The organism is Limnohabitans sp. WS1, from assembly GCF_003063265.1.
GTDB lineage: Bacteria > Pseudomonadota > Gammaproteobacteria > Burkholderiales > Burkholderiaceae_C > Limnohabitans_A.
Map to the genome: position 1 here is coordinate 81834 of NZ_NERU01000016.1, position 26144 is coordinate 107977.

General features: G+C 56.6%; 26 protein-coding genes. 18 read left to right on the forward strand and 8 right to left on the reverse strand.

Annotated features, from left to right (window positions below; translation table 11 throughout):
• Positions 1-20: 20 nt before the first annotated feature.
• On the forward strand, positions 21-1013 hold the full coding sequence (locus B9Z48_RS17020; RefSeq protein ID WP_089953760.1) for a glycerophosphodiester phosphodiesterase: 993 nt from the start codon (positions 21-23) through the stop codon (positions 1011-1013).
• Between the two features lie 767 nt (positions 1014-1780).
• On the opposite strand, the gene B9Z48_RS17025 is transcribed toward B9Z48_RS17020, so the two are convergent.
• From B9Z48_RS17025 to B9Z48_RS17040, 4 genes are all read right to left on the reverse strand, one after another.
• Positions 1781-2533: a 2OG-Fe dioxygenase family protein gene (locus B9Z48_RS17025; protein WP_108380042.1), complete on the reverse strand. Its 753-nt coding sequence runs from the start codon at positions 2531-2533 to the stop codon at positions 1781-1783.
• Between the two features lie 91 nt (positions 2534-2624).
• Positions 2625-3644, reverse strand: coding sequence for a methionine synthase (locus B9Z48_RS17030; protein WP_108379982.1), 1020 nt, complete (start codon positions 3642-3644; stop codon positions 2625-2627).
• A 31-nt stretch (positions 3645-3675) separates the two neighbouring features.
• The gene (locus tag B9Z48_RS17035; protein ID WP_199233541.1) at positions 3676-4689 is read right to left on the reverse strand and encodes an LLM class flavin-dependent oxidoreductase; all 1014 of its coding nucleotides are present in this window, start codon (positions 4687-4689) and stop codon (positions 3676-3678) included.
• A gap of 41 nt (positions 4690-4730) precedes the next feature.
• Positions 4731-6446 (reverse strand): long-chain fatty acid--CoA ligase, encoded by a 1716-nt coding sequence (locus tag B9Z48_RS17040; RefSeq protein ID WP_108379984.1) that lies wholly within the window; start codon positions 6444-6446, stop codon positions 4731-4733.
• Between the two features lie 190 nt (positions 6447-6636).
• Here B9Z48_RS17040 and B9Z48_RS17045 point away from each other — a divergent pair, with 190 nt between their 5' ends.
• Complete coding sequence (locus tag B9Z48_RS17045) at positions 6637-7257, forward strand: response regulator (protein WP_089953768.1); 621 nt, start codon at positions 6637-6639, stop codon at positions 7255-7257.
• Positions 7258-7278: 21 nt separating this feature from the next.
• Here B9Z48_RS17045 and B9Z48_RS17050 read toward each other — a convergent pair whose 3' ends face one another.
• The 4 genes from B9Z48_RS17050 to B9Z48_RS17065 are packed head-to-tail and all read right to left on the reverse strand — an operon-like array spanning position 7279 to position 10979.
• Positions 7279-7584: a YciI family protein gene (locus B9Z48_RS17050; RefSeq protein WP_108379986.1), complete on the reverse strand. Its 306-nt coding sequence runs from the start codon at positions 7582-7584 to the stop codon at positions 7279-7281.
• A 42-nt stretch (positions 7585-7626) separates the two neighbouring features.
• The gene (locus B9Z48_RS17055) at positions 7627-8523 is read right to left on the reverse strand and encodes a dioxygenase (protein ID WP_108379988.1); all 897 of its coding nucleotides are present in this window, start codon (positions 8521-8523) and stop codon (positions 7627-7629) included.
• Entirely contained in the window at positions 8520-10151 is a 1632-nt protein-coding gene (locus B9Z48_RS17060; RefSeq protein WP_108379990.1) for a class I adenylate-forming enzyme family protein, read from the reverse strand. The genes B9Z48_RS17055 and B9Z48_RS17060 overlap by 4 nt, the downstream gene beginning before the upstream one ends.
• A gap of 18 nt (positions 10152-10169) precedes the next feature.
• Positions 10170-10979 (reverse strand): citryl-CoA lyase, encoded by an 810-nt coding sequence (locus B9Z48_RS17065; protein ID WP_108379992.1) that lies wholly within the window; start codon positions 10977-10979, stop codon positions 10170-10172.
• A 214-nt stretch (positions 10980-11193) separates the two neighbouring features.
• Here B9Z48_RS17065 and B9Z48_RS17070 point away from each other — a divergent pair, with 214 nt between their 5' ends.
• The 16 genes from B9Z48_RS17070 to B9Z48_RS21590 all read left to right on the forward strand — a co-directional run bounded on the left by B9Z48_RS17070 (position 11194) and on the right by B9Z48_RS21590 (position 25950).
• Positions 11194-12387, forward strand: a complete 1194-nt coding sequence (locus B9Z48_RS17070; RefSeq protein WP_108379994.1) for an amino acid ABC transporter substrate-binding protein — start codon at positions 11194-11196, stop codon at positions 12385-12387.
• Position 12388: 1 nt separating this feature from the next.
• Positions 12389-13240 carry a branched-chain amino acid ABC transporter permease gene (locus B9Z48_RS17075; protein ID WP_089953783.1) on the forward strand — a complete coding sequence of 284 codons (852 nt, stop codon included), beginning with the start codon at positions 12389-12391 and terminating at the stop codon, positions 13238-13240.
• Positions 13233-15017 carry a branched-chain amino acid ABC transporter ATP-binding protein/permease gene (locus B9Z48_RS17080; protein WP_089953786.1) on the forward strand — a complete coding sequence of 595 codons (1785 nt, stop codon included), beginning with the start codon at positions 13233-13235 and terminating at the stop codon, positions 15015-15017. Before B9Z48_RS17075 ends, B9Z48_RS17080 begins: the two co-directional genes overlap by 8 nt.
• 2 nt (positions 15018-15019) lie before the next feature.
• Complete coding sequence (locus B9Z48_RS17085; RefSeq protein ID WP_089953789.1) at positions 15020-15724, forward strand: ABC transporter ATP-binding protein; 705 nt, start codon at positions 15020-15022, stop codon at positions 15722-15724.
• 80 nt (positions 15725-15804) lie between these two features.
• Positions 15805-16032, forward strand: coding sequence for a hypothetical protein (locus B9Z48_RS21585; RefSeq protein ID WP_158273304.1), 228 nt, complete (start codon positions 15805-15807; stop codon positions 16030-16032).
• Between the two features lie 191 nt (positions 16033-16223).
• Positions 16224-17588, forward strand: a complete 1365-nt coding sequence (locus tag B9Z48_RS17090; RefSeq protein WP_108379996.1) for an acyclic terpene utilization AtuA family protein — start codon at positions 16224-16226, stop codon at positions 17586-17588.
• Entirely contained in the window at positions 17585-17902 is a 318-nt protein-coding gene (locus tag B9Z48_RS17095) for a hypothetical protein (RefSeq protein WP_108379998.1), read from the forward strand. Before B9Z48_RS17090 ends, B9Z48_RS17095 begins: the two co-directional genes overlap by 4 nt.
• 235 nt (positions 17903-18137) lie before the next feature.
• A complete protein-coding gene (locus B9Z48_RS17100) occupies positions 18138-18911 on the forward strand; it encodes a tripartite tricarboxylate transporter substrate binding protein (RefSeq protein WP_146186319.1) in 774 nt (257 codons plus the stop codon).
• Positions 18912-18915: 4 nt separating this feature from the next.
• Complete coding sequence (locus tag B9Z48_RS17105) at positions 18916-19668, forward strand: SDR family oxidoreductase (RefSeq protein WP_108380002.1); 753 nt, start codon at positions 18916-18918, stop codon at positions 19666-19668.
• A gap of 226 nt (positions 19669-19894) precedes the next feature.
• Positions 19895-21136, forward strand: a complete 1242-nt coding sequence (locus tag B9Z48_RS17110; RefSeq protein WP_108380004.1) for an ABC transporter substrate-binding protein — start codon at positions 19895-19897, stop codon at positions 21134-21136.
• Positions 21136-22059 (forward strand): carbohydrate ABC transporter permease, encoded by a 924-nt coding sequence (locus tag B9Z48_RS17115; protein ID WP_108380006.1) that lies wholly within the window; start codon positions 21136-21138, stop codon positions 22057-22059. The genes B9Z48_RS17110 and B9Z48_RS17115 overlap by 1 nt, the downstream gene beginning before the upstream one ends.
• The gene (locus tag B9Z48_RS17120; protein ID WP_233261173.1) at positions 22056-22898 is read left to right on the forward strand and encodes a carbohydrate ABC transporter permease; all 843 of its coding nucleotides are present in this window, start codon (positions 22056-22058) and stop codon (positions 22896-22898) included. Before B9Z48_RS17115 ends, B9Z48_RS17120 begins: the two co-directional genes overlap by 4 nt.
• 25 nt (positions 22899-22923) lie before the next feature.
• The gene (locus B9Z48_RS17125; RefSeq protein WP_108380048.1) at positions 22924-24240 is read left to right on the forward strand and encodes a GH1 family beta-glucosidase; all 1317 of its coding nucleotides are present in this window, start codon (positions 22924-22926) and stop codon (positions 24238-24240) included.
• Position 24241: 1 nt separating this feature from the next.
• On the forward strand, positions 24242-25327 hold the full coding sequence (locus B9Z48_RS17130) for an ABC transporter ATP-binding protein (RefSeq protein WP_108380008.1): 1086 nt from the start codon (positions 24242-24244) through the stop codon (positions 25325-25327).
• Positions 25328-25410: 83 nt separating this feature from the next.
• Positions 25411-25620, forward strand: coding sequence for a hypothetical protein (locus B9Z48_RS17135; protein WP_108380010.1), 210 nt, complete (start codon positions 25411-25413; stop codon positions 25618-25620).
• A gap of 192 nt (positions 25621-25812) precedes the next feature.
• Positions 25813-25950: a hypothetical protein gene (locus tag B9Z48_RS21590; RefSeq protein WP_158273305.1), complete on the forward strand. Its 138-nt coding sequence runs from the start codon at positions 25813-25815 to the stop codon at positions 25948-25950.
• The last annotated feature ends 194 nt before the right edge of the window (positions 25951-26144 follow it).

The window sequence follows — 26144 nt, forward strand, 5'->3', positions numbered from 1 at the left end:
TACACATGCCAAGGCTGAGGATGAATTTCCAACGAATCGGGGGCCGAGCCCTTCTGTGCTGGGCCTTGCTGCTGGCGGGTGTGCCCAGCCTGGCGCAACGCACCGTTGACCTGCAAGGCCACCGAGGGGCACGGGGCCTGCTGGCCGAAAACACCCTGCCCTCCTTTGCTCTGGCGCTGCAAACGGGCGTGAGCACGCTGGAGCTGGACGTGGTGGTCACGCGTGACGATGTGCTGGTCATCAGCCACGACCCGGCCTTGAACCCCGACATCACCCGCGACGCGCAAGGCCAGTTTCTGCGCGACAAAGGCCCCGACATCCGGCAGCTCACGTTTGAACAACTGCAAAGCTACGATGTCGGGCGCATCAAGCCCGGCTCGCGCTACGCCCAGACTTTTTCAGCGCAAAAGGGCCACGACGGCGTGCGCATTCCCCGGCTCAAGGACCTGTTTGCGCTCGTCAACGCCCAGGGCGACACGCAAGTCCAGTTCGCCATCGAAACCAAAATCACGCCACAACGCCCGGACCAAACACCCGACCCCGAGCGCTTTGTGCAGCTGCTGCTGCAGGAGGTGCGTGAGCACGGCCTGCAAGGCCGGGTGCAAATCCTGTCGTTTGACTGGCGCACCCTGCAAGCGGTGCAAAAACTCGCCCCCGGCATGCCCACGGTGTACCTCACCGCGCAGTTGCCCACGCTGGACAACCTGGGCATCCGGTCCGGACAGGCTTCGGCCTGGACGGCAGGCTTTCAACATGCCCAACACGGCTCGGTGCCGCGCATGATCCAAGCTGCAGGCGGCTCGCATTGGTCGTCGTTTTGGCGCGAACTCGATGCACAAAAAGTACGCGAGGCGCAAAGCCTGGGCCTCAAGGTGCTGGCCTGGACGGTGAACGACCGCCAGAGCATGGGCCAGATGCTGGACCTGGGCGTGGACGGCCTGGTGACCGACCGCCCGGACATCGCCGCTGAGCTGCTCAAGGAACGCGGCATCCGCTGGACTAGCCCGCGTTGAAAGGCCGTTGATTGATCCCGGCCCTGTGAAGTTTGAATACCTGCCTTTGTGGGAGCCCTGCCCATGAGGCAATGCCCCGCATTTGTGGAAGCCCTGCCCAGTCGCAGATACCTGCCTTTGTGGGAGCCCTGCCCTCGGGGCGATTCTTGGTGGTCTGCGAGGGCGATCGCGACGAGGGCTTAGCTCCTACAGGGGGATACCCAGGATTTTTGCGAGCCCCGCCCAATGGACAGTGACCTGCCTTTGTGGGAGCCCTGCCCAGTGGCAGTTACCTGCCTTTGTGGGAGCCCCGCCCTCGGGGCGATTCTTGGTGGTCTGCGAGGGTGATCGAGACGAGGGCGTCGCTCCTACAGTGAGATACCCAGGATTTTTGCGAGCCCCGCCCAATGGGCAGTGCCCTGCCTTTGTGAGAGCCCTGCCCAATGGGCAGTGACCTGCCTTTGTGGGAGCCCTGCCCAGTCGCAGATACCTGCGTTTGTGGGAGCCCCGCCCTCGGGGCGATTCTTGGTGGTCTGCGAGGGCGATCGCGACGAGGGCGTCGCTCCTACAGGGGGATACCCAGGATTTTTGCGAGCCCCGCCCAATGGGCAGTGCCCTGCCTTTGTGAGAGCCCTGCCCAGTAGCAGATATCTGCGTTTGTGGGAGCCCCGCCCTCGGGGCGATTCTTGGTGGTCTGCGAGGGTGATCGCGACGAGGGCGTCGCTCCTACAGAGGGATGCCTGCGTCGGGGCTGAAGCCATTGACCAACCGCTTTAAGACGTGCTGTCTCATGACCTCGCCACCGGATCGTCCAGAAAACTGCCCGAACGCAAAGTGATCACCAGCGTATCGCGCCAACCGCCCGCCTGCTCAGGCTGAATGGGCGTGGTTTCGTGGATCACGCGGGTGTCGTCCATCAACAGCAAGGACCAAGGCTCGCTCAGGGTAAAGCGCTGACCTCGTGGACTGTCCACATCAAAGACCCGAGTTTCGCCGCCTTTGATGCCATGGCGGCCAATCAAAAAAACCGCCACCCAATTGACGCCATCACGGTGCGCCCCTTCCGGTGTGGGTCGGCCAATGCCATCGGTGGTGTCGATGCGAAATTGGTGCGCCTCGGTGAACCAGGTCTGCGGCCCTTGCGCCGCCGATGCCACACGCGCCAGCCATTGCAGCAAGGCCGACCAGGCCGTTTGTTGCACCACCTCGGCAGCCATGGGGTCGAACCAGCGCTGCATGCCGCCGTGCAAGGCGTTGTAAGACAGCGGCTGCCAGTGAGCACGGTGCGGCACGGGCTGCGAAGCCTGTGCCGTCACTTCAAAACTCGCATGACGCCTGCGGCGATAGCGTCCACCATCTTTGAGGTGCTGATCGGGTGGTAAATCGTTCCAGCTCGACTCCAAAGCCTGCAGGTCCTGAGGCTCGACCCCGGCCAAAGCGCACACAGCGTCAGCCCCCAGGACGGCGAAACCCTGCGCTTGCAAGGTGGCTTTGAGTTGTTCGGGGGCGGTCAGTGGCGGCGGCAGTGAGTTTTGAGGCATGAAAACGTCCGTGCAATCAGGCAAAGAGTGCAAGCATAACGCCCTCAAGCCCAGCCCAGGGGGGTGAACTGGGTCTCGCCACTGACTGCGCTCAGGCGTAGCGCTGGCTGGCCAGCTTGGCGCCCTCGGCCAGGGCCTTGAGCTTGGCCTCGGCCACAGCGCGGCTCATCGGGGCCAGGCCGCAGTTGGTGCAGGCAATCAGGCGGTTCTTGGGCACGAACTGCAGGGCACGGCCAATGGTGTCGGCGATTTCTTCGGGCGTTTCAATGGCCGGGTTGGCCACGTCGATCACACCCACCATGACGTCCTTGCCTTCGAGCAACTTCATCATCTCCATCGGCACATGTGAGTGCATACACTCCAGGCTGACCTGTTGAATGCTGCTCTTGGCCAAGGCCGGAAAGACTTTTTCGTACTGACGCCACTCATGGCCCAGGGTTTCTTTCCACTTGTTGTTGGCTTCGATGCCGTAGCCGTAGCAAATGTGCACGGCGGTGGTGCAGGTCAGACCCCGGGCGGCCACCTCGAGTGCCTTCACACCCCAGTCGGCCGCATCGTCCATGTAGACGTTGAAGGCGGGCTCGTCGAACTGGATGATGTCCACGCCATCGGCTTGCAGCGCCAGCGCTTCTTGGTTGAGCAACTCGGCAAAGGCCATGGCCATCTTGACCTTGTCGCCGTAAAAGCGGTCGGCCACGGTGTCCACAATGGTCATGGGGCCAGGCAAGGTGAATTTGAGTTTCTTTTTGGTGTGGGCACGGGCCAACTGGGCTTCGAAAGCGTGCACACGGCCCTTCAGGCGCAGCGGCGCAATGACTTGCGGCACCTGCGCGTCGTAGCGGTTGTTGCGGATGCCCATGGTGACTTTGTTCACAAAGTCGATGCCCTCGACCTGCTCGACAAAACCATGCACAAAGTGCTGACGGGCCTGTTCGCCGTCACCGATTACGTCCAGGCCTGCGTCTTCTTGCGCCTTGATCCACAGCAGCGTGGCGTCGGCTTTGGCTTGCTGCAGCTCGGGGCCCTGGGTGGTCCACTGGGGCCAGAGTTTTTCGGTTTCGGCCAGCCAGGCGGGTTTGGGCAAGCTGCCAGCGATTGCTGTGGTGAACATGTCAAAAGTCCTTGGGTAAAAAATTCAAAGTTCAGCAGTGTGCCGACAATCCAAACTCTTGGGCGAGCAGCTCGTAAGAACGCATTTGCGCTGCAGGGTCATGGGTCCAGGTGATGACGACCAGCTCATCGACCTCCAGACGCGCCGCCAATTGGCGCAGCTTGCGGCCCACGGTGGCGGCCGAGCCGATCAAGGCCCCATCACGCAGGCGTTGGAGTGCGAACTCTTCGGCCGGGCTGTAGTCACGCGCTGCTTCTTCGGGTGGCAACAGCACCCCAATGCGACCCAGGTTGCGGTCCATCTTCCAGCGGGCGCGGCTTTCAAACAGACGCAGCGCTTCTTCGTCGGTGTCAGCGGCCAGTGCCCAGACACACAAGGCAGCATGAGGCTTGGCCAAGCCTGCACTGGGGCGGAAGGTTTCGCGGTAGATCTGCAGGGCTTCGTCTGCGCCCTGCCCATCGGTGATGAAGTAAGCAAACGCATACGGCAGACCCAAGTGTGCGGCCAATTGGGCACCATAGTCCGAGCTGCCCAGCATCCACACGTTGGGTGCAGTGTCCGACTGCGGGTAGGCGAACACGTTGTGGCCCGGGTGGCCGGGCGGCAGGTTGCGGCCACTCACCCAGGCTTGCATTTCCATGACCTGCTGCGGAAAACGTTCCGAGGCACTGCGGTCGGGGTTGAGCAACTGTGCGGTGCGCCCGTCGCTGCCGGGGGCGCGGCCCACGCCCAGGTCGATGCGACCGGGGGCCAGCGCATCCAGCACCCGAAACTGCTCAGCCACTTTCAGGGGCGCGTAGTGCGGCAGCATCACCCCTGCGCTGCCGATGCGGATGCGCTGGGTGCGGGCGGCTATGGCGGCCATCAGGACCTCGGGGGCACTGCCCACGATGCTGGGGTGGCTGTGGTGCTCGCTCACCCAAAAACGGTCATAGCCCCAGGCCTCGGCCTTTTGCGCCAGCGCCAGGGTCTGGCGAATGGTCGCGTCTTGGCCGCGCCCGGAGGCAGCGGCAGACTGGTCAAGGATGGAAAGTTTCAAGCTCATTCGGCAATTTTTCTGGGATGGGCTTTGGCGGCGGCTCGGACTCAGCCCTTCGCAGGTGCGCCCAAAGCGGCCATTTCGGCCTCTTGCAGGGCCCGCCACATGACTTTGCCACTGCCGCTCTTGGGCAGCGCATCGACAAAACTCACAGCGCGGGGCATTTTGTAAACCGCCATGTTCTCACGGCACCAGTCGATGATGTCCTGCTCACTCACTTGACCCTTGTGGTCTTGCCGCAAAACCACCACGGCCTTGACCGACTCCCCCCGGTAGGCGTCACGCGTGGCGATGATGCAGGCCTCTTGAATGGCCGGATGGCGGAACATCAGGGCCTCGACCTCGGCGGGCCAGACCTTGAAGCCGCTGGCGTTGATCATGCGCTTCAAACGGTCGGTCATGAAAAAGTAACCCTCTTGATCCACCCGGCCCATGTCGCCAGAACGGAAAAAGCTGTAGCCATCGCGCTCAAAAAAAGCCGCCGCAGTGGCCTCAGGACGCTTCCAGTAGCCTTTGAACACTTGCGGGCCACAAATCACGATCTCGCCTGACTCGCCCACGGGCAACTCCACCAAGGTGTCAGGGTCAACAATGCGCGATTCAACGCTCATGAACGGAATGCCCAAGCACTGTTTTTTGGGTGCGTCGGGCGGGTTGGTGTGCGAAGGTGCCGCCGTTTCGGTCAGGCCATAACCCTCCACATAGCGCAGGCCAAACTGGTCCAGCAAACGTTGCGCCACAGCTTCGGGCATGGCGGCACCACCACCGCCGATGTAGGTCAAGCTGTTCAAGTCATAACGGTCCATGTGAGGACTGCCCAGCAGGTCAATCACCATGGTCGGGATGTTGGTCCAGTGGGTGACACGCCATTTGGAGATCAAATGCCCGGCCACATCGCGGTCCCAACGCGGCATGATCACCAAGCTGGCCCCCAACAAAATGCTGGTGTGCATCACACTGACCATGCCGGTGATGTGGAACATGGGTACCACACACAAGGTCACGTTTTCGGGGGTGCCATTGCCCCACAAACCGCTGGACATGGCGTTGTGCATGATGGTGCCATGTGTGTGCATGCAACCCTTGGGCAGACCGGTGGTACCGCTGGTGTAGGGCAAGATGGCCAGATCCTCGGGCTTGGCCTGGGGCGGCGGCAGGTCCACCGCAGGCGCTGCCATCAGGTCGGCCCAGGCGTGCACCGGCCCTGAAGTCAAAACGGGCAAGGCCCGGATTGGCAACAACCACGGCCGCCAAGCCTCGGGCATTTCATCGGGCCCGACCGTTGCCGGATCAAAGACATCGGTGAATTGCGTGACCACCAGGTGTTTCAGCCGCTGCTCAGCGGGCAAGGCTTCACTGGCCAGCGCCAGGTCAGGAGCCAAGTCAGCGGTGGTCACAGCGACTTGGGTGTCAGGGTCGGTGATGTAGTGCTTGAGTTCTTCGGCCCGGTTCATCGGATTGACCGGCACCACCACCGCATCGATGCGCAAAATCGCAAAGTGGGTGATGACCAACTGCGGGCAGTTTTGCATGTCCAGGACCACACGGTCCCCGGCCTGCACCCCCAAAGCCTTGAGCTGCCCGGCCAATTGTTCGGCACTGGCCATCAATTGACGGTAAGTCCAGACCCGCCCCATGAAGACCAGTGCAGCCTTGTCGGGATAACGCAGGGCACTGACTGCCAGGTTCATCCACAAAGACGTGGCGGGCGCGTTGATTCTGGCGGGCAGACGCGCTGGCCAAACGGCAGCATGTGCAGACATTGAAGGTCTCCTTGAGTTGGTGCGCAATGTTAATCGTCACCTTGCGCCGCGCCGCACAGTCCTTTGTCACAGGCGGGACCATCACAGAAATCTGGCCCCACCTCGTTTAAATTGTGTCTATTTGTTTTAAAGTCCGTATTAAAGTACTATTTTTAATCTTGTTTCACACTTTTATCATTAAAATAAAGTCATGCAAACACACCACACGCCCGACACGCCAGAAGACTACTGCGGCACCACCTATGCAGCCAAATTGCTCGGTTTGTCCGTGGGGACCATCCAGACTTTGGTCGAAAAAAACGAGCTGCAGGCTTGGAAAACCCAAGGGGGTCATCGCCGCATCTCCATGCCCTCCATTCGGGACTACCAAAAAAAGCACAACATGCTGATGAGCCCGATTGAAAGCCGTGAATACCGGCTCAGGGTGTTGTTGGTCGAAGACGACCCGGTCACGCGTGACATGGTGCGGGACTTTTGCAACCGTTGCGAAATGCCCGTCGATTGCACCGCCATGTCTTCGGGGCTCGAAGCCCTGATCGACATGGCCAGCATCCAGCCCGATGTCCTGATCGCCGACTTGAACATGCCCGGCGTCGATGGGTTTGAGTTGTTGCGCACCCTCAAACATTCGGCCCAGTTCCAACGCATGACTTGCTTGGTCATTTCTGCCTTGTCACAAGAAGAAATTGCCGCCAAGGGTGGCCTGCCTGAAGGCACCATCTTCATGGCCAAGCCCGTGAACATGCAATGGTTCAATGGCTTCTTCACCGCCCTCATTGCCGGGCGAAAATTTGACCATCACCCTGCCTGATGCCTCAGGCGACTTTGGGGTTCAACTTGGTTTTGGAAAACCCACCTTTTGAGGCCATAGATTGACAAATGCGTGCACGGCAGTGCTGCCGTAAAGCCCGGCTTTGGTGAAAGGCTCTTGGGCAATCCAGGCGTGCGCAGCGTCTCGGTCGGGAAAATCAATGACCAGCAGGCTGCCCAGCATGGTCCGTCCGTCATCATGGGTCAAAGGCCCGGCAAAGGCGATGCAGTCCGCCATGTCTGACAAATAGGCCTTGTGCTCGGGTCGAACGCGTTGACGCAGATCGGCACTTTCAGGTTTGTCAATCAAGATGAATGTAAACAACATGGCTTGTTTCTGTCTCGAGAATGAGTGGGGCCAGAAATTCGATCAAGCCAGGGCGTCGGTCATGATGAAGTTGTAATCCAGCGTGAAGAAGTCCCGGTCCATGCGTTTGCCGTCCGGTGCCTGCCCCGGCGTTTGGGGTTTGAAGTCGGCAATCAAAGATGGGCGGACGCCAAATACGGCATCGCTGTCCAGGTTCTTGCTGTTGCGGTCAAAGATGTGGGTGATCAGGGGCCGTTGACCCGGGGCCTGAATGCGAAAGTGCAGATGTGCAGGACGCCAGCTTCTGCCGGTGGTGGCTTGGAGCATCTGAATGGCGGTGCCGTCTTGCGGAACGGGATAGTCCACGGGCAACACAGACCAGAAGCTGTAGCGACCATCGGCGCCGGTGGTCAATTGTGCGCGAGCCCAGGGGCCTTTTTCTTCCATGCCGTCTTGCACGTCGTACAAACCCCGATCGTCGGAGTGCCAGACATCGATCACGGCATGGGCCACGGGCTGGCCGTGCATGTCCAGGATCTGCCCTTGTGCATACATGGGCGTACCTGCTGCGCCTGCGCTGATGTTTTCGCCCATGGCAAATTCAGGCGCATTTTCCAGCAAAAAGGGGCCCACCAGCGTGGGTTCTGTGGCGTGTTCAGGGCGGGGGTAGTCTTGCGTCACGGTCAACATGGACAGACCCAAAGCGTCTGAAAAAATCATGAACTCGTTGCGACCGGGAGAACACCATTGGCCTGTCTGCTCAAGAAAATTCATGGTGAAGGCCCACTCCTCAGAAGTGAGTTTGACCTCTTTGGCAAAGCTGTGAATGTGTTTGATCAAAGAGAGCATCAATTCGCGCAATCGCGGGTCGGGCGTTTTGGCGTATCGTGCCAGCACTTCATCCGTGATCAGGTGCAAAGCGTCGTAGCGCTGTTCGGTGGTGTTGGGGGTGTCGCTCATGGTTGAACTTCCTGCAATGAAAAATCGGTGGCTTGTCGGCGCAAGTGGTCTGCGGGTTTGAGTCTGAATTTGGCAATCTTCATGGAGCCAGTGTGGGGCAAGCTCTCGACCATGACGATGTATCGGGGCCGCTTGATGGGCGACAGCTGCAATTGGGCATAGGCATGCACTGCTTCGGGCGTGATGGTGGTGCCAGGGCGAGGCACCACGGCCAACAAAATTTCTTCTTCGCCCAGGTCAGACGCCACACCAATTGATGCGCATTCGAGGATGTCCGGGTGGCTGCCGATGGCCGAATCGATTTCGGCCCCCGAGATGTTTTCGCCGCGGCGGCGGATGATGTCTTTCTTGCGGGTGAAGAAAAACAGAAAATCGTCGGCATCGCGGCGCACAAGATCGCCAGTGAGGAACCAGCCATCCTTGAAGCTGGCCGTTGTCTGTTCGGGGTCTTTGAAGTAGCCCTGCATCAGGGTGGGCGTCTTGACGGCCAGCTCACCCACTTCACCCATGGGCAGATCCTGGCCGTCCTCATCGATCACCCGGACCTGTGGACGCTCAATGGCGGGATCGGGATGGGCAGATATGCAGCCCATGCTGCCCAGTTTGTGAGGTCCCATGAAAGGGTTGCTCAGCACGCCGGGAATTTCGGTCATGCCATAACACTCAATCAGCACTGGCACATGAAAGCGTTGTTGGAAGGTGTCCAGCAAATCGCGGTTCAGCGGTGCCAAAAACATCTTGCGGATGCTGTGTTGTGCGTCAAATTCTTGGATGGGCCTGCGGGCCAGAATGGCCGCTGCGGACATGATCACATTGACTTCGGTGGCGCGGGTTTGGGCGGCCTGTTGCCAGAAGGTGGATGCCGAGAAGCGGCGGATCAAAATCAAAGTGCCACCACACGCCATGGCGCCGCCCAGCGAGTACATCAAGGCATTGATGTGAAACAGGGGCAGCACACACATGAGGCGCTCATCGGGCTGCAGGTACATGCGGTGCACAAACGCTTCGGCCGTGAGCAAATAACTGCGCTGGCTGTGCATCACCCCTTTGGGAAATCCTGTGGTCCCTGAGGTGTAGATGATCATGCAAGTACTGTCGGCGGTGCCTGTGCGCGTGAGCAGGTCTGGGGGACTGCACTGCCACTGCAGCAGCAAGGACATTTCACCGTCGGGCTGGTCTTGCTCGATCACGACTTGCCAGGGCGCAGGGCTCATCAGACAGGTAGCCTCTTGGACTTTGCTCAGTGCTTCGGTCGAGCAGATGACCCCCCGCACGCCTGCGTGTTCAAAAATATATTGGGCTTCACGCGCTTCAAATTCGGGGTTGCAGGGCACCAGGATGGCACCCACGCGTGCGCAGGCGATGAGTAAAACCACCGTCGCTGGATGGTTGTAGGCCATCAGCCCGATGCGGTCACCCGCTTGCACGCCCCTGCCCAACAACCAGCCCACAGCGTGGTCGGCTTGTTCGGCGCATGATTGCCAGGTGGTGACGCTACCCTGGTACTCCACCATGGGCTGCTCGCTCAATCGGCGAAGTCGTGCCTGAAAGAATTGATCGATCGAGAAGTCATGCGCATCGAATTGGCGCAAGACTTCCAGTGGCGACAAGAGTGTGGGCGTAGCCATGGTGTGTACTTGCAAAATTCAACGGGCCACGGGTGGGCCGTCGTAAGTCATGGCATGCTCGGCCGCACTGGCGAGTTTGAAGCCAATAGGTCGGGTTTGCTCTTCCAGAATGTGTGCCACCAGAGAGGCGGTGCGGGCCAGCAAGGGAATGCCTTTGAGTGCACCGGCCGGGTAGCCCGCATCCAGCAAGACAGCGGGGATCGCCGCCGACACGTTCATGGGAAAGGGCCGGCCATACACGCCTTCGACTTGAGAGGCGAGCGCCTCGAGAGCGCGTACATGCGCACCTGCCACACCCCATTGCCGAGCCAGTTCAATCAGTTTGGTCGCGCGTGGATCGCCGAGTTTGTGCACTGGGTGCCCAAAGCCAGGCAGGGCTTGCTTGGCGGTGCGAAAGGCTTGCAGGCGTTCGCGAGCCACAACCTCTAAGGTTTGGCCTTGTTGCGTTGACTGGGCGAGCATTTCGATCAACAGGTGTCCGGCTGTTTCAGAAGCACCCAAGATCACAGCTCCGCAGCCCAGCAGACCTGCAGCCACTGCGCCTTGCACCGACTCGGGTGCTGCCGCCAAGGTCATGCGTGCGGCTTGAACCGAGGGCACCAAGCCGTGTTCGGCCAAGGACACCATGGTGGCATCGGCCACACGCACCAAGTTGTCGCTGGGTGTCTCGCCCGTCAACAAAAACAAAAAATAGGCGGTGAACGATTGCTGGCCAATCACATCGCGGCAGAGGTCTTTGCCGCGCACCACGATCCGGTCCACTTCGGCAATCGCCATGTGTGTGGAGCCCGAGGGCGTGAAGGCGCTGGAGGCGGGGGGTGTGCTCATGGGTGGTGGGCTCTTGTGAATAATCAAACAAACGAATTGGCTTGGTGCGATCTCGCCGCACTTCGGTGCACTGTGAATTGCAGGAGCGCTAGTTCGCAAGCGCGTTGGCGACAGCACGTCAGCGGGTTATTCCCAATGGGCGAATGAGCGCCGGATTCCATAATGGATTTTCAATTTTTGCGATTTTCATCTACACAGTTTTGAGGAATCAAACATGCAAAAGCGGCCTCTTTTGAAAGCACTGGGTTCGTCCTTGTTGCTCGCATCGACTTCGACATGGCTGCATGCGCAGACCAAACCGATCCGGGTGGGCAGCACCTTGTCCTTGACGGGCCCATTGGCAGGGACGGCGGTGATGCACAAAATTGCCGGTGAAATCTTCATAGAACAATTGAATAAGCGTGGCGGCTTGTTGGGCCGCCCCGTCGAATGGGTGGTCAAAGATGACCAATCCAAACCCGACCTCGCACGCACCTTGTATGAGCAGTTGATTTCAGGTGAGAAAGTTGACTTGCTGATGGGGCCCTATGCCACAGCCAACTCGCTGGCGGCCATGGGCGTGGCCCAACGCAACGGCAAAGTCTTGATCACCAATTCGTTTGGTATCCCATCGCTGGCCAAATACGACATGCACTTTCCTGCGTATGTCATGGGCATCGACCCGGGCACCACGGTGCCCAACACCTTGCTCGATGCGATTGCGGCCAGTGGTGCAAAACCGCAATCTGTGGCCATGGTCAGCAGCAAATTCCCCTCGGTGGTTTTTTTATCGGTAGGTGCGCGTGAAGTGTTCAAAAAGCGGGGGCTGCGTGAAGCCTTGTGGCTGGAATGGGAGTTTGGCAACCGCGACTTTGGGCCGATTGCGTCACGCTTGAAAGAGGCCAATGCCGATGTGGTTTGGATCGGCTCGATCGGAGCAGAAAGCCTTCAGTTGCTCGAGGCGATGAACAAGATCGATTACAAACCAAAGATCCATTTCCATGTCTATCCCACTCCAGGCCCTCTGGCGCAATCACCGCTGGCTGCCAATGCGCTGACCTTGACCACTTTCGAGCAGCATGCGCCCTTCACCAACAACCCTGCTTACGCCGAAGCGATCAAGTTGTACAACGAGCGTGCAGCCAAAGCCAATTTACCCGACACCGTGTTCGAGTTGCAAGCGGCCAACGCGTTCACTGGCTGGCAATTTCTGGAAGCCGGTGTCAAAGGTTCAGGCAGCCTGGAAGACGCCAAAATTTCTGCATGGCTCAAGAAAAACCGCGTGGACACCATCGTGGGCAAAGTCCGATTTGATGGACCTAACAACTATGGCGATGACTTGAACCGGATCAAGCAATTGCAAGGTGGCAAATGGGTCGTGATTCACCCCAAAGACGTTGCTCTGCCTGGCAGCAAGATGAATTTCTAACATGCCCAGCGCTGGGCTTTTACTTCAAGCGCTCGCCTCCGGCGTCTTTCTTGGTGCCCTGTATGGCCTGATCGGTCTGGGCATCGGCTTGGGCTGGGGCTTGCTGCGGCAAATCAACTTGGCGCACTTCGCCTGGGTGTTTTTGTCGGCCTACATCACCTACGAGCTCAAGACCCGGTTGGGCGTTGACCCCTTGATCTCGTTGCTGGTTTTGGTGCCGCTTTTTACCTTATTGGGCATGGGTTTGCAGGCTGTGTTCGCTCGATTTGCCATCACGCCCTTCAACTCATTGCTGGTGACTTTTGGCATCACCGTGTCCGTGGAGGCTTTGCTGCAGTGGATCTGGAGCGCCGATTTTCGCCGCATGGCCTCTGTCTACGATGAGCATAAATTCCGTCTGGGCAGCGTGGTGGTGACCTACTCTGAAGCCTTGACCTTGGCCATGTCTTTGACCGCTGTGGGCCTGGTGTGGTGGATGCTGCACCGCACCGACATGGGCAAGTCTGTGCGTGCCAGTGCCGAGGATCCTGCAATTGCCACGGCTTTTGGCATCAATGCCAAGCGCTTGGCTATTTTGATGGCGGGTTTGTGTGCAGCACTGGCCGCGTGTGCGGGTGTTTGCGTGGCCTTGACTTTCACTTTAGCCCCCTCGCAGATATTTGCTTGGGTGGGTGTGGTGTTTGCGGTGGTCATGATTGGGCGGCTGGGTTCGGCTTTGACGCCCTTGCTCGGTGGCTTGGCCATTGGCATCAGCGAGTCCATGACCCAGGCTTTGATTGCCCCCACTTGGGCACCCTTGGTGGCGTTCACGGTGTTGATCCTGATTCTTTTACTCAGGCGTGGTGATGAATAAGATTCAGCGATTTACCCTTTTATTCGTGTTGTTGGTGGTGCTTTTTGCGGCACCTTACATGGGCTTGCCCGTGCACCTGCAGTCCTTGTTGTACGTGATCTTTTTCTGGATGACGCTGGCCACCTCCTGGAACATGCTTTCGGGCTACTCCGGCTATTTTTCATTTGGCCATGGAGCGTTTTTTGGTGTAGGCATGTACGGTATGGCCACGTTGGCCACCAAGGCTGACTGGCCTGTGGTGCCCGCTGCGCTGGGCAGTGGTGTACTGGCCTCGCTGCTGGCATTGGCCATTGGGGCGCTGGTGTTCAATGTGCGCAAAATCCGTGGTGAATCCTTTGCCCTGATCACGTTGGCGGTGGGCTTTGTTTTGGCCACCGTGGTGGTGAACACGCCCATCGATGGTGGCCCAGGTGTGTACCTGATGGGAATCAATTTGCCACAGTGGGGTCCCAAACCGGCCTCCACTTTTTATTACGCCAGTCTGGTACTGACGGTCTTGTGCGTGTTGGCTGCATGGTGGTTGTTCCATGCCCGCGCTGGTTTGGGCTTGCTGGCCATCCACGACGATGAGGACGCCGCTGAGGTCAACGGTGTTCCTACCTTTTGGCTCAAGATGGGTGCTTTTGCCTTGTCGAGTTTCTTTGCCGGCGTCATGGGTGCCATCCATGCTTTGTATGTTTCTTACGTCACGGTGGGCGAGACCTTCAACATCACCGTACCCTTGACCGTGGTGCTCATGAGTGTGCTGGGTGGAAGCCGCCACTGGGCAGGCCCCATGTTGGGCGGCATCTTGATCACACTTTTGCTTCACGCGTTCACTGCCGGTGAAAGTGCGCTGATTGGCAAAGTCATCATTGGCTTGGTGTTAGCGGGCGCAGTGCTGATCATGCCGAGGGGCATTTTAGGCACATGGCAGTTACGCCAGCACAAACGACTGATTCAACGGACCCAAGACTTGTCTGGCGATGTGCATGCGTCAGAACATACCAGCGAAGACAGCTTGGTGATTGAACGTCCTTTATCGCGACCAGCCGACTCGCCAGACCGTCAAAAAGTGCTAGAAGTGCGCGGTCTGAGCAAACACTTTTCTGGCATCCGAGCCTTGAATCAGGTTGACCTCGATTTGTACCGTGGCGAAATTTTGGGGCTGCTCGGACCCAACGGCTCAGGCAAATCCACCTTCATCAACGTGGTCACAGGCCATTACCGCCCCACTGCGGGATCGGTGCTCCTGCGTGGCCAGTCCTGCGCGGGCTGGGCTGCCCACCGCATCCGTCGTCAGGGCTTATCGCGCACCTACCAAATTCCCCGTCCATTCAACGGTTTGACCGTGTTGCAAAACGTCACCCTGGCAGCGCATTACGGCGGCGCACGTTTAACTGACGCACAGGCTCTGGCCGAGGCCCGTGAGTGGATGCTGTTCACCGGCCTGCAAGACAAGGGGGATCATTTTCCGGATGAACTCAATTTGCACCAGCGCAAGTTCTTGGAGTTGGCTCGAGCGCTGGCAGCGCGGCCCCAAGTGCTTTTGCTCGATGAGGTCTTGTCGGGTTTGACACCTTCCGAGATGAGCGCTGCAGTCCAGACCATCCGACGCATCCGTGAGCGTGGCACTTCCATTGTGTTTGTTGAACACGTCATGAGCGCCGTGCTGGCCTTGTCTGATCGGCTGGTGGTGCTCAATCAAGGTGAAGTCATTGCCGAAGGCCATCCGCAGGATGTCATGTCCCGCCCCGAGGTGGTCAGGGCTTATCTGGGTGATGAGGCGGCGGTTTAAACATGCTCCAAATAGAACAAATTCAAGTCAATTACGGTGCGGCCCCGGCACTTTGGGATGTGTCCATGCAGGTCAATTCCGGAGAGTTGGTCTCGGTCATTGGGCCCAATGGCGCGGGCAAGACCACATTGATCAATGCCATCATGGGCCTGAGCCCGCTGAAATCCGGCCAGATCGTCTGGGAAGGCCAGACCGTCTCGTCACTGCCGTCGCACCGGCTGTGTGAAAAAGGCTTGGCCTTGGTACCCGAAAGCCGCAGATTGTTCACGGGCATGACGGTGCGGGAAAACCTGGAACTCGGAGCCATGCACCCAGCTGCCCGCGCCGTGCGTGAGCAAACTTTTGAGAAGGTGTGTGAACTTTTTCCAGCCGTCCGCGCCAAGCTGGGCCAAGTTTCCGGGACTTTGTCGGGCGGTCAGCAGCAAATGGTCGCCATTGGCCGGGCCATGATGGCCTTGCCCCGTCTGCTTTTGCTGGACGAGCCCTCTTTGGGCTTGGCCCCCAGCATCGTGGGCGAGATGTTCCGGGCCATCGAAGCCATCCACCAAAGTGGCACGGCCGTGATGCTGGTGGAGCAAAACGTCAGCCGCGCTTTGGCGATTTCTCAGCGCACCTATGTGCTCGAAAACGGTCGCGTGGTCACCTCGGGTGTCTCATCCGAGTTGAGCCGGAGGGACGAAATCCGCAAGGCTTACTTGGGGATTTGATCTGTCGTCTCAACAGGAATTGCTGCCGTTCATGACCAGCGTGTCCCCATCCAAAAGTTGGGCCGAAGGCCCCTACTGATGTGATTGATTTAGCAATGGGCTGTGCACAAGTTGGCGCCAAGGCCAACACGTCAACTGTTTCTTTGGACCAATTCGACAATGAGCGCCAGCACGAAAAAAACTGCAGAGAAAATGCCGATGCCTACAGCGTAATAGCCAGCAGAGAGATTTCTGATCTTGGTGATTTTGAGTTTGTTCATCATTCATTTCCATTCAAGAGAATTCATTATGACCTTGATGTGCGTTGATGTGAATCGTTTTGTTGAGGTCAACGCTCCAAATTCAACCGCCTGGATGGCAAATTTGTCTTGAGCTTTGCACCACACACAAGCGTAGACTTCATTTGAACAATGGTTCAAGCTCAAGGTAGAAATTTAGTTTTACAAGCCCTGCGGACCTTTGCAAAATCATTCCACTTTTCAACACAACAGGTCTTCGAATGCAAACATTGGCAGTGGGCTGTGGCGCAGGTTTTTCAGGTGATCGTGTTGATGCGGCTATTCCTGTGGTCAAAACGCTGATCGCCCGCGGTGGGCCTGCTGCCTTGATGTTTGAAAATCTGGCAGAGCGTACTTTGGCCCATCAACACCTGATTCGCCGAGCCCATCCCAATTTGGGTTATGAGCCCTTGCTTGAATTGGAGTTGGGGCCCATCCTGGCCGATTGTTTGCATCACCGCATTCCCATCATTGGCAACTTCGGTGCTGCCAATCCGCAGGGTGCAGCCTTGTGCATCCTGAGATTGGCCGAAAAACTGGGCTTGCCCAAACCTCAGATTGCGGTGGTCATGGGCGATGACCTGTCCACACCCGAGGGCCGCGACCTGGTCAAACAGCATTTAGACACCGCCTTTGAAGAAGCTCGTTTTGTCTGCGCCAACGCTTATCTGGGAGCCTTCGAAATTGCTGCAGCCCTCCAACAAGGCGCTCAAATCGTGGTCACGGGCCGTGTAGCCGACCCCTCCTTGTTGCTGGGGCCTGCCATTGCCCACTATCGGTGGCATGAACACGATTGGGACAAACTGGCGGGGGCCACCATGGCCGGGCATCTGCTGGAGTGCGGGGCGCAGGTCACTGGCGGTTACTTTGCCGATCCGGGCAAAAAAGAAGTTCCGGGTCTGGAAAATGTCGGGTTTCCAATTGCAGAGATCTTTGCGGATGGCTCCTGTGTGATCAGCAAAGCAGATCACACCGGTGGCTTGGTCGATTGCCGCACCGTCAAAGAACAACTGCTGTACGAAGTGCATGACCCAGCCCAATACATCACCCCCGATGTGGTTGCTGACATCACCCAAGCCAAAGTTGAACAAGTAGGACCTGATCGTGTTCGACTCTCTGGTGTAAAAGGCCATGCCCGAACCAGCACCCTCAAAGTACTGGCCTATTTTGAGGGTGGCTGGCTCGGTGAAGGTGAAATTTCATATGCAGGACCCAATGCCGAAGGGAGGGCTCGGTTGGCCATGCAAGTCATGCAACAACGCATGGGCCTTCAGTTGCCACTGCGCTTTGACTTGATTGGCATCACCAGCATCTTGGGCGATGACGCAGGCAGCATGTTGGCTCAAGCCCCCGTGGCCCGCTCCATGGATGTCCGTTTGCGGGTCGCATCCAGACACGAATCCCTGCCCATGATTGAGTTGTTGTTGCAAGAGCTGACCGCCCTGTGGACAGGTGGGCCTGCTGGAGGTGGGGGTGTTCGGGTCGCCAAACGCCAAAGATTGTCCAATTTGGCCTGCCTGATTCCACGTGAAAAAATTCCTGCCAGTTTTCAATTGATCTCATCTCTGCCCCACATTGCCCTATGACCCACATTGCGCTTTACGACCTGGCCCATGCTCGAACGGGTGACAAAGGCAACCATGCCAACATCAGCTTGATTGCTTACAAGGAGGAAGACTTTGATTGGTTGGTCCATCAGGTCACTGCAGAAAAAGTGGCACTTCATTTCGGGGCTCGCAAGCCCAGTCAAGTGCGCCGCTATGTTTTGCCCAACTTGGGTGCCATGAATTTTGTGCTCGACAACGTGTTGGATGGGGGTGTCAACGACTCTTTGAACCTCGACATGCATGGCAAATCTTTGTCTTTTCACTTGCTGACCCTGCAAATTCTTCGACCATAAAAACCTTTTTAAAAATATTGAGCAGACATGGTGAAAACACGCAGTTTCATAAAAATGGTCACGCTGGGTCTGGCGTTTTGGCTTGCATCTGGATCTGCTTGGCATCAGACTTAACTTTTTAAACCTTTCAAACCTGTCAAATTTGTGGTGCCATTGCCTGAGGGCAGCGCCACGGACCAAGCTGCACGGCTGATGGCTTTGCAAATGCAAAATTTACTGGGCCAGGCTTTTGTTGTTGAAAACAAACCTGGGGGCCGGTGGCTCCATAGCCGCCATGGAGGTCATCCGATCTGCACCCGATGGCTACACCTTGTTGTTTTCATCCAATTCGGCGGCCGCCTCCAACGTCGCCTTGCTCAAAAGCATTCCCTATGATCCCCTCAAGGACTTCTCCCCCATCGCTGCCGTCGGCGAAAACATGCTGGTCTTGATGGTCAAGGCCGATCATCCAGCCAAAAATATCCAGGAATTCATCCAGTACGCCACACAGCGTCCGGGCAAAGTCAACGCGAGTTATGGCTCTTCGAGTTCGCAAGTGAGCATTGCTGTGCTCAACAAGTTGGGCAAAGTGGACTCCTTGGGTGTGGCCTACAAGGGCATTCCTTTGGCCATGAACGACGTCATGGCAGGCGTGGTGGACTACACCTTTGTGGATTTGGGCAATTCAATGGCTCAAGCCAAGGGCGGCAAATTACGCCCCTTGGGCATCACAGCCCTCAAGCGCTCCCCGCTGGTGCCCGATTGGCCATCCCTGGCCGAATCCATGCCGGTTTTTGACATCACGGCCTGGTTCGCCCTCTTGGGGCCAGCCGGCATGCCCAAAGATGTGGTAGACAAATTGAACGCCACCATGGGTCAAGCACTCAAAACCAAGGAGTCTCAGGACAAGCTGTCCAATATTTGCATTCAAGCCATGGTGATGACACCTGATCAACTCAAGACATTCATGGGCAGCGAAGTCAACAAATGGACTCGCCTGGTCAAAGAAGCCAACATACAACCGGAGTGACACGATGAGCCATCCCCAAAACATCTTGATCACGGGTGCCAGTCGGGGCATTGGGCGGGCCATCGCCGAACAGGCTGCACAACAAGGCTGGTCCATTGGCCTCAATTACAAGCAAAGCCAAACCGAGGCCATGGACTTGGCCGAAGAGCTGCAGGCAAGGGGCGTGAAAGTCGTCTGTTTGCTGGCTGATGTGAGCCAACAATCGGAAGTTCAGCGCATGTTTCGTGAGTTCGACGAGGCCCTGAGGCCACTGCATGCGCTCATCAACAATGCAGGCATCCTGGCCAGTTTTTTGATCACGCAAGTCGATGAAACAAATCTCCATCAACTTTATGGTGCCAACGTCTTCAGTGCCTATTTCTGTGCGCGTGAAGCGGTGCTTCGCATGTCCACTGCGAACGGCGGCACTGGAGGTGCCATTGTGAACATGTCATCGGTAGCAGCCCGCCTGGGTGGTTTATCGGGCGGTAGAGCTTACGCCGGCTCCAAAGGCGCACTGGACAGTTTTAACCTTGCATTGGCCAAAGAGGTGGGCACACAGGGCATACGCGTCAATGCCATTCGCCCCGGTCTCATTGAAACGGAGATTCACAATGTGCACGGCGGCGTAGCGCAAATGCAAAACATGGCCAAAACGGCCGTCCCCATGGGGCGATCCGGCACTGCGCAAGAAGTGGCCAAGGTGGCCATGTGGCTTGCCGGCCCGGATGCCAGCTACGTCGACGGCAGCATCGTGGATGTGGCGGGTGGGCTTTAAATTCACCTGCTCGTGCAAATGATCCGTTCAAGGACCACCCATACACGGTCTCATTTGCTTGTAAAGGGTCGTGATGAACATCGGAATATAGATCCATCACGCTCCAAATTGAAACAGCGACTCACAAGTGAGTAAGCTGAAAGAAACACAGTGGAAACCCTTGATCGACTTGACATCTCAGATGTTGTATTTAAAAATGAAAGCGCTTTCATAAAGAAAGGTTTTCATGAAAAGAACAGCAATTTTTGTGCTTTGCGTCTTGTCGATGGGCATGGCGATGGCACAAAAAACGAGCATCACGGTTGCAGCATTTCCAGCAGTAGATGACATCATCAAAGCGTCACTTCAAGAGTGGCAAAAGAAAAACCCCAATGTGGAAGTAAAAGTGGTTAGCCGCGAGTATGCAGACCACCACACAGCCATGACGACTGCGCTGGCAACATCGACAGGCTTGCCCGATGTCATGACCATTGAATATGGCTACTTGGGTCGATTCACCCAAAGTGGCGGACTCGAGGACTTGAACAAAGCACCTTTTCAACTGGGTCAGTATGCGTCAAAAATGGTGCCCTACGCCCTGGCTCAAGGCCGCTCTGCCTCCCTCGGGCAAGTGGCCGTTCCGACCGACATTGGTCCAGGGGCCATGTTTTACCGACATGATTTATTGACCAAGGCAAATGTCAAAGAATCGGACCTGACTCAGACTTGGGATAGCTTTATCCAAAGCGGTCAAAAAATCAAAAAAGACAGTGGTGCTTATCTGGTAGCACATGCACGTGATGTCAAAGACATCGTGATCAGAACAGGCATCCCCGCAGGACATGGTGTTTACTTTGATGACCAAGGCAAATCCGTCATCGATACAGCACCTCGATTTAAACGCGGGTTCGAGATCGCTCAACAAATCAGAGCGCAAGGTTTAGACGCCAAAATCAATGCTTGGTCCAACGAGTGGGGTGAGTCGCTCAAACGCGGTACCGTGTCTGTTCAAATGATGGGGGCCTGGTTGGGTGGCCATTTGCAAAATTGGTTGGCCCCCAACACCAGTGGACTTTGGCGTTCCACGGTGTTGCCTGAACGCATTGCCACTTCATGGGGTGGGACCTTCTATGCAGTTCCCAAGAAAGCGGTGAACAAGGAATTGGCTTGGGATTTGATCCAACACCTGACTTTGAACAGCAAGCAGCAGCAAATGGCTTTTGAAAAATTCAATGCATTCCCAGCCTTGATTGAAGCCCAAAACGGAGAATTTTTCAATCAACCCGTGGCTTTTTTGGGCGGGCAAAAAGCCCGAACCGAATGGAGAAACACCGCGTCGCAAATCAAGCCAACCATGGTCTTTAAAAACGACAGCTTGGCTGAAGAAATAGTCAATGCTGAATTGGATTTGGTATTGACCAAAAACAAGCCCATAGACCAAGCGCTTAAAGACGCACACCGCTTGGTGCAAAGACGAGCGAGTCGTTGATGAAGCCCGTGCTGACACCCGCGTTGGCACCTTATGTGCTGATCAGCCCATTTTTGTTGCTGTTTTTGGTATTCGGACTGTTTCCCATTGTTTTTTCCTTCGTGCTGATGTTTCACATGTGGGATCCGGTGCAGGGACTCGAATCAATGAAATATGTGGGCCTGGAAAATTTGATATTTGCCATCGAGGACCCTTTGGTGTGGACCTCCTTGGGCAACACCTTGTGGATGGCTCTCGTATCGGGAATGCCGCAACACCTTGTCGCCATTCCCTTGGCTTATTTGATCAACGAAAAAATGGGTCGCTGGCGCAATGCCGCCATGGGCGCGTATTTCCTGCCCTACATCACATCGACGGTGGCGATCGCCATCATGTTCAGCACCTTGTTTTCAACCGACTACGGCATGGTCAATGCAGCCTTGGCTGAAATGGCGAAATGGCCATGGCTGAGCGCAGTCATGCCCGAGAAAAACATTGATTGGCTGGGCAGTCCAGAAGCCGTCAAACCCGTCGTCTCCGCCGTGGTGTTCTGGCGTTATTTGGGTTTCAACGTCATCTTGTACGTGGCGGCCATGCAAAGTATTCCACGCGATTTGTATGAAGCAGCCCGCATGGATGGGGCTAAAAACTGGCAACAATTTTTCTACATCACCCTGCCCCAGCTCAAGCCCATGATGTTCTTCGGGGTCACTTTGACCGTCATTGGTGGACTGCAGCTTTTTGAAGAGCCATTCATTTTGACGGGTGGCAAAGGTGGTCCTGAATATGCCGGCATGACCACCGCCATGTACATGTACCGAACGGCATTTGATTTCAATGACTTTGGTTTGGCCAGCGCGATTTCATGGATGCTGTTCGTCATCATCTTGGTTATGACCTTGGTCACGAACAAAGTATTCAAAAACAAAGAAGGGCAAGCATGAGCCAAGCCATGTCAGAAGCCAAATCCACACTGGGTGTGACGGGTTGGATCTTCATTGTGCTGGGTGCCTTGTTGATGCTGGGCCCTTTTTACTTCATGTTCGTGTTTGCCACGCAATCGCGGTCGGACATTTTCAGTGTTCCACCCCCCTTGTTTTTTGGTGATCACTTTTTTGAAAACATGAAGATTTTGATGGCCAAAATTCCATTTTGGAAAAACTTGGGGTGGTCGCTGTATGTGGGCTTGATGGGGACGGCACTGACCCTTTTGTTTTGCTCCATGGCCGGTTTTGCCTTTGCCGTGTACGAGTTCCGTTATAAAAAACTGTTATTTGCACTGGTCATGGGCACGATGTTGGTGCCATCGTTTCTGGGCATGATCCCCACCTTCTTGATCATGGATGCGCTCAACTGGATCGATCAGCCTCGTGCGTTGTATCTGCCGGGTGCAGCCCCTGCCATGGGTATCTTCTTGATGCGGCAGTACATCAGTTCAGCCATTCCCAAAGAGCTGATTGAAGCGGCCCGCATGGACAACTGTGGTGAATTCAGAATTTACTGGAGTGTGGTCGTGCCTTTGCTAGGACCTGCATTCGGCACGCTGGGCCTGATTGCATTCATTGCCTCGTGGAATAACTTCATTGGTCCCTTGGTCGTGATGCGCTCACCCGAGATGTACACATTTCCGTTGGCGCTGCGCAGCGTGCAAAGTCCGGTCGACACCGAATGGGGTGCATTGATGGCGGGATCGGCCATTGCAGTCATCCCATTGCTGATCATCTTCATATTTTCATCGCGCCGACTGATCGAAGGCCTGACTTCAGGCGCTGTGCGCGGCTAAATCAACCACTCTGAACATGAGCACCATGACCGTCTCTCGTGACCATTTCCCTCAAGACTTCAAGTGGGGTGTCGCCACATCCTCTTTTCAAATAGAAGGCGCGCACGACAGCGATGGCAAAGGCCCATCGATCTGGGACACCTTTTGTGACATTGAAGGAAAAATAGCAGATGCCAGCAATGGCCACGTAGCCTGCGAACATTACACAAGGTGGCCAGAGGACGTTGAGTTGATCACCAGTTTGGGCGTCAATGCATATCGATTTTCGATGTCCTGGCCACGCGTACAACCCGATGGTCAAGGCGCTTGGAATGAAGCAGGCTTTGCCTTTTATGACCAGTTGATTGCGGCACTTGAAAAACGCGGCATTGAGTTGCACTTGACACTGAACCATTGGGATTTGCCGCAATCGCTACAAGACCAAGGCGGCTGGGACAACCGAGAGATCTGCGCACATTTCACACGCTACGCGACAGAAGTGGCCCGCAGATTTGGCCGCCGCGTGCACAGCATTTGTACGCACAACGAGCCTTGGGTCATTGCCATCTTGGGTTACGAGCAAGGAATTTTTGCGCCAGGCATTCAGTCCAGAAAACAAGCCATGCAAGCGATGCACCATCTGTTGCTCAGCCATGGCATGGCATTGCAAGCTATGCGTGAACTGGGGCTCACCACCGCGATGGGCATTGTGCTGAACCTGTCACCCATTTACCCCGCCAGTGACGATCCTCAGGATGTGGCCAAGGCGCGATTGGATGATGGCCTGATCCTGCGCCTGTACATGGATGCTTTGTACAAAGGCGTCTACCCACAGGACGTGATCGAACATTTGGGTGCCGACGCGCCGCAATCGCAACCCGGTGATTTGGCAACCATTGCTCAAAACAACGATTTTTTGGGCGTCAACTACTACACTCGCAATTTTTCCTCGTGTGGCAATCCTTGGGATGTGGCCAGCACTGGGAACACCGTCACCGACATGGGCTGGGAGGTATATCCCCACGGACTGACCGAATTGCTGTGCCGTTTGCATCACGATTACCAACCGAAACGCCTGTGGGTCACAGAAAACGGTGCGGCCTTCAAAGACCAATTGGTCAACGGCGTGGTGGATGACGCGCAGCGATTGGCCTATATCCGCGACCACATTGCCGCTACTCACGATGCCATGGTGCAAGGTGTACCGGTGGGTGCTTACTTTGCCTGGAGCCTGATGGACAACTTTGAATGGGCCAGCGGCTACGCCAAGCGCTTTGGCTTGGTTCACGTGGACTTTGAGACACAGCAACGAACACTCAAAAACAGTGCACTCTGGTATCGAAATTTTTTGAGTAGGACATAACGTGGCATCGATCGAACTCAAAGGCGTCACCAAACACTTTGGTGAAACCGTGGTCATTCCAGGCCTGGATTTGCAAGTCCAGGATGGAGAATTCATGGTGTTTGTAGGCCCGTCGGGCTGCGGCAAATCCACCATGCTGCGCATGATTGCCGGACTTGAAACCATGACCGGCGGTAGCATCCACATCGGCGGCGAAGACGTCAGCACCAAAGGCCCTTCTGAACGTGGTGCGGCAATGGTGTTCCAAAGTTATGCGCTTTACCCGCACATGACTGTCGAAGAAAACATGGGCTTTGGCCTGCGGATGTCAGGCACCTCCAAAGGCGAAACCGCCAAGCTCGTTCAAGACACGGCAGAGCGCTTGCAGCTGACCGCTTTGCTCAAGCGTTACCCCAAACAATTGTCGGGCGGCCAACGACAACGCGTGGCCATTGGCCGTGCCATCGTGCGCCGACCGAAAGTGTTTTTGTTTGACGAGCCTTTATCCAATCTGGACGCCTCATTGCGCGTGCAAATGCGCATTGAACTGGCCAAGCTGCACGCCGATCTGAAAACCACCATGATCTACGTCACGCATGACCAGACCGAGGCCATGACGTTGGGCAACCGCATTGCGGTGTTCAACCAAGGGCAGATTGAGCAGGTGGGTGCGCCGATGGATTTGTACCGCAAGCCGGTCAATACCTTTGTGGCGCAGTTCTTGGGCTCTCCCAAAATCAACCTCTTGCGCTACACCGTGGATGCACCCCTCAGCCGCATCCAATTTGACAGCAAAACCAGCATGGCCTGCAGCGATGCGGGTTTGAACATCACGCAAGCCTTGTCTGGTGTCTTATTGGGTGTTCGTCCAGAGGCTATTCGTCTGTGCGAGCCCGGGATGGGGCTGCAAGGCGTGATCGAGTTCGCCGAACAATTGGGCGATTCATCCATCGTCTATGTGAGGCTGCCATGGCACTCTGAGCTGATCACGGTCAAGTTGACACAACAGCAAATCAGCCACCGCATGGGCGAAACCATTGGCCTGCATTTAGACCCCACACAAGTGCATCTGTTCGACGCCCAAAACAGGCGACTGACACCGACATAAAATGCATTTCAGTGTGCAGTACAGCCGCCAAACGCTATTTTTTTGGAGGCCTGCTGTCGACGCTTGCAGCGTGTAGCGGTGGTTTGGAAACAAGCACCAACGCCCCAAACAGCCCGTCCAATCCCGACACGGGCAACACCACCACCGCTTTGTCAGGCTGGACCTTGGTCTGGCAAGACGAGTTCAACACGCCTGGCCTGCCCGACAGCAGCAAATGGGGTTATGACACCGACTACAACCAACGTGGTTGGTGGAGCGGGGAGTTGCAGTACTACAGCGCGCAAAAGGCTTGAAAACTACCGCGTGGTTGACGGCAAACTGCTCATCACCGCCCGCCAAGAGCGCCTGACCAATGCTACGGATTACGGCAATCAAAACTTCAGCTCGGCCCGCCTCGTGACACGCGGCAAAGCCAGTTGGACCTGTGGCTGTTTTGAAATGCGGTCCAAACTGCTCTGCACCATGGCACTTGGCCCGCCATCTGGATGCTGGGCACCGGAGGCGCATGGCCCGCCGACGGTGAGATCGAGATCATGGAACAAAAGGTTTTTTCGATCACAGACAAACAGCAAGTGTTGGGCACCGTGCACACAGCGGCTAACAACGCGGCGGCGGCAGTATAGGACAAACCACCCCTTAGCCCACAACCTGCACCGACTTCAACACTTACCAAATGACCAGGGACGCGGACAAGGTGGTCGTGTGTGTGAACGGCGTGTACTCCTTCACCTACAACAACCCACGCAATCGCAACTGAGCCCAATGGCCCTTTGACCGAGACCAATATCTGTTGCTCAATGTGGCCGTTGGCGGTGTG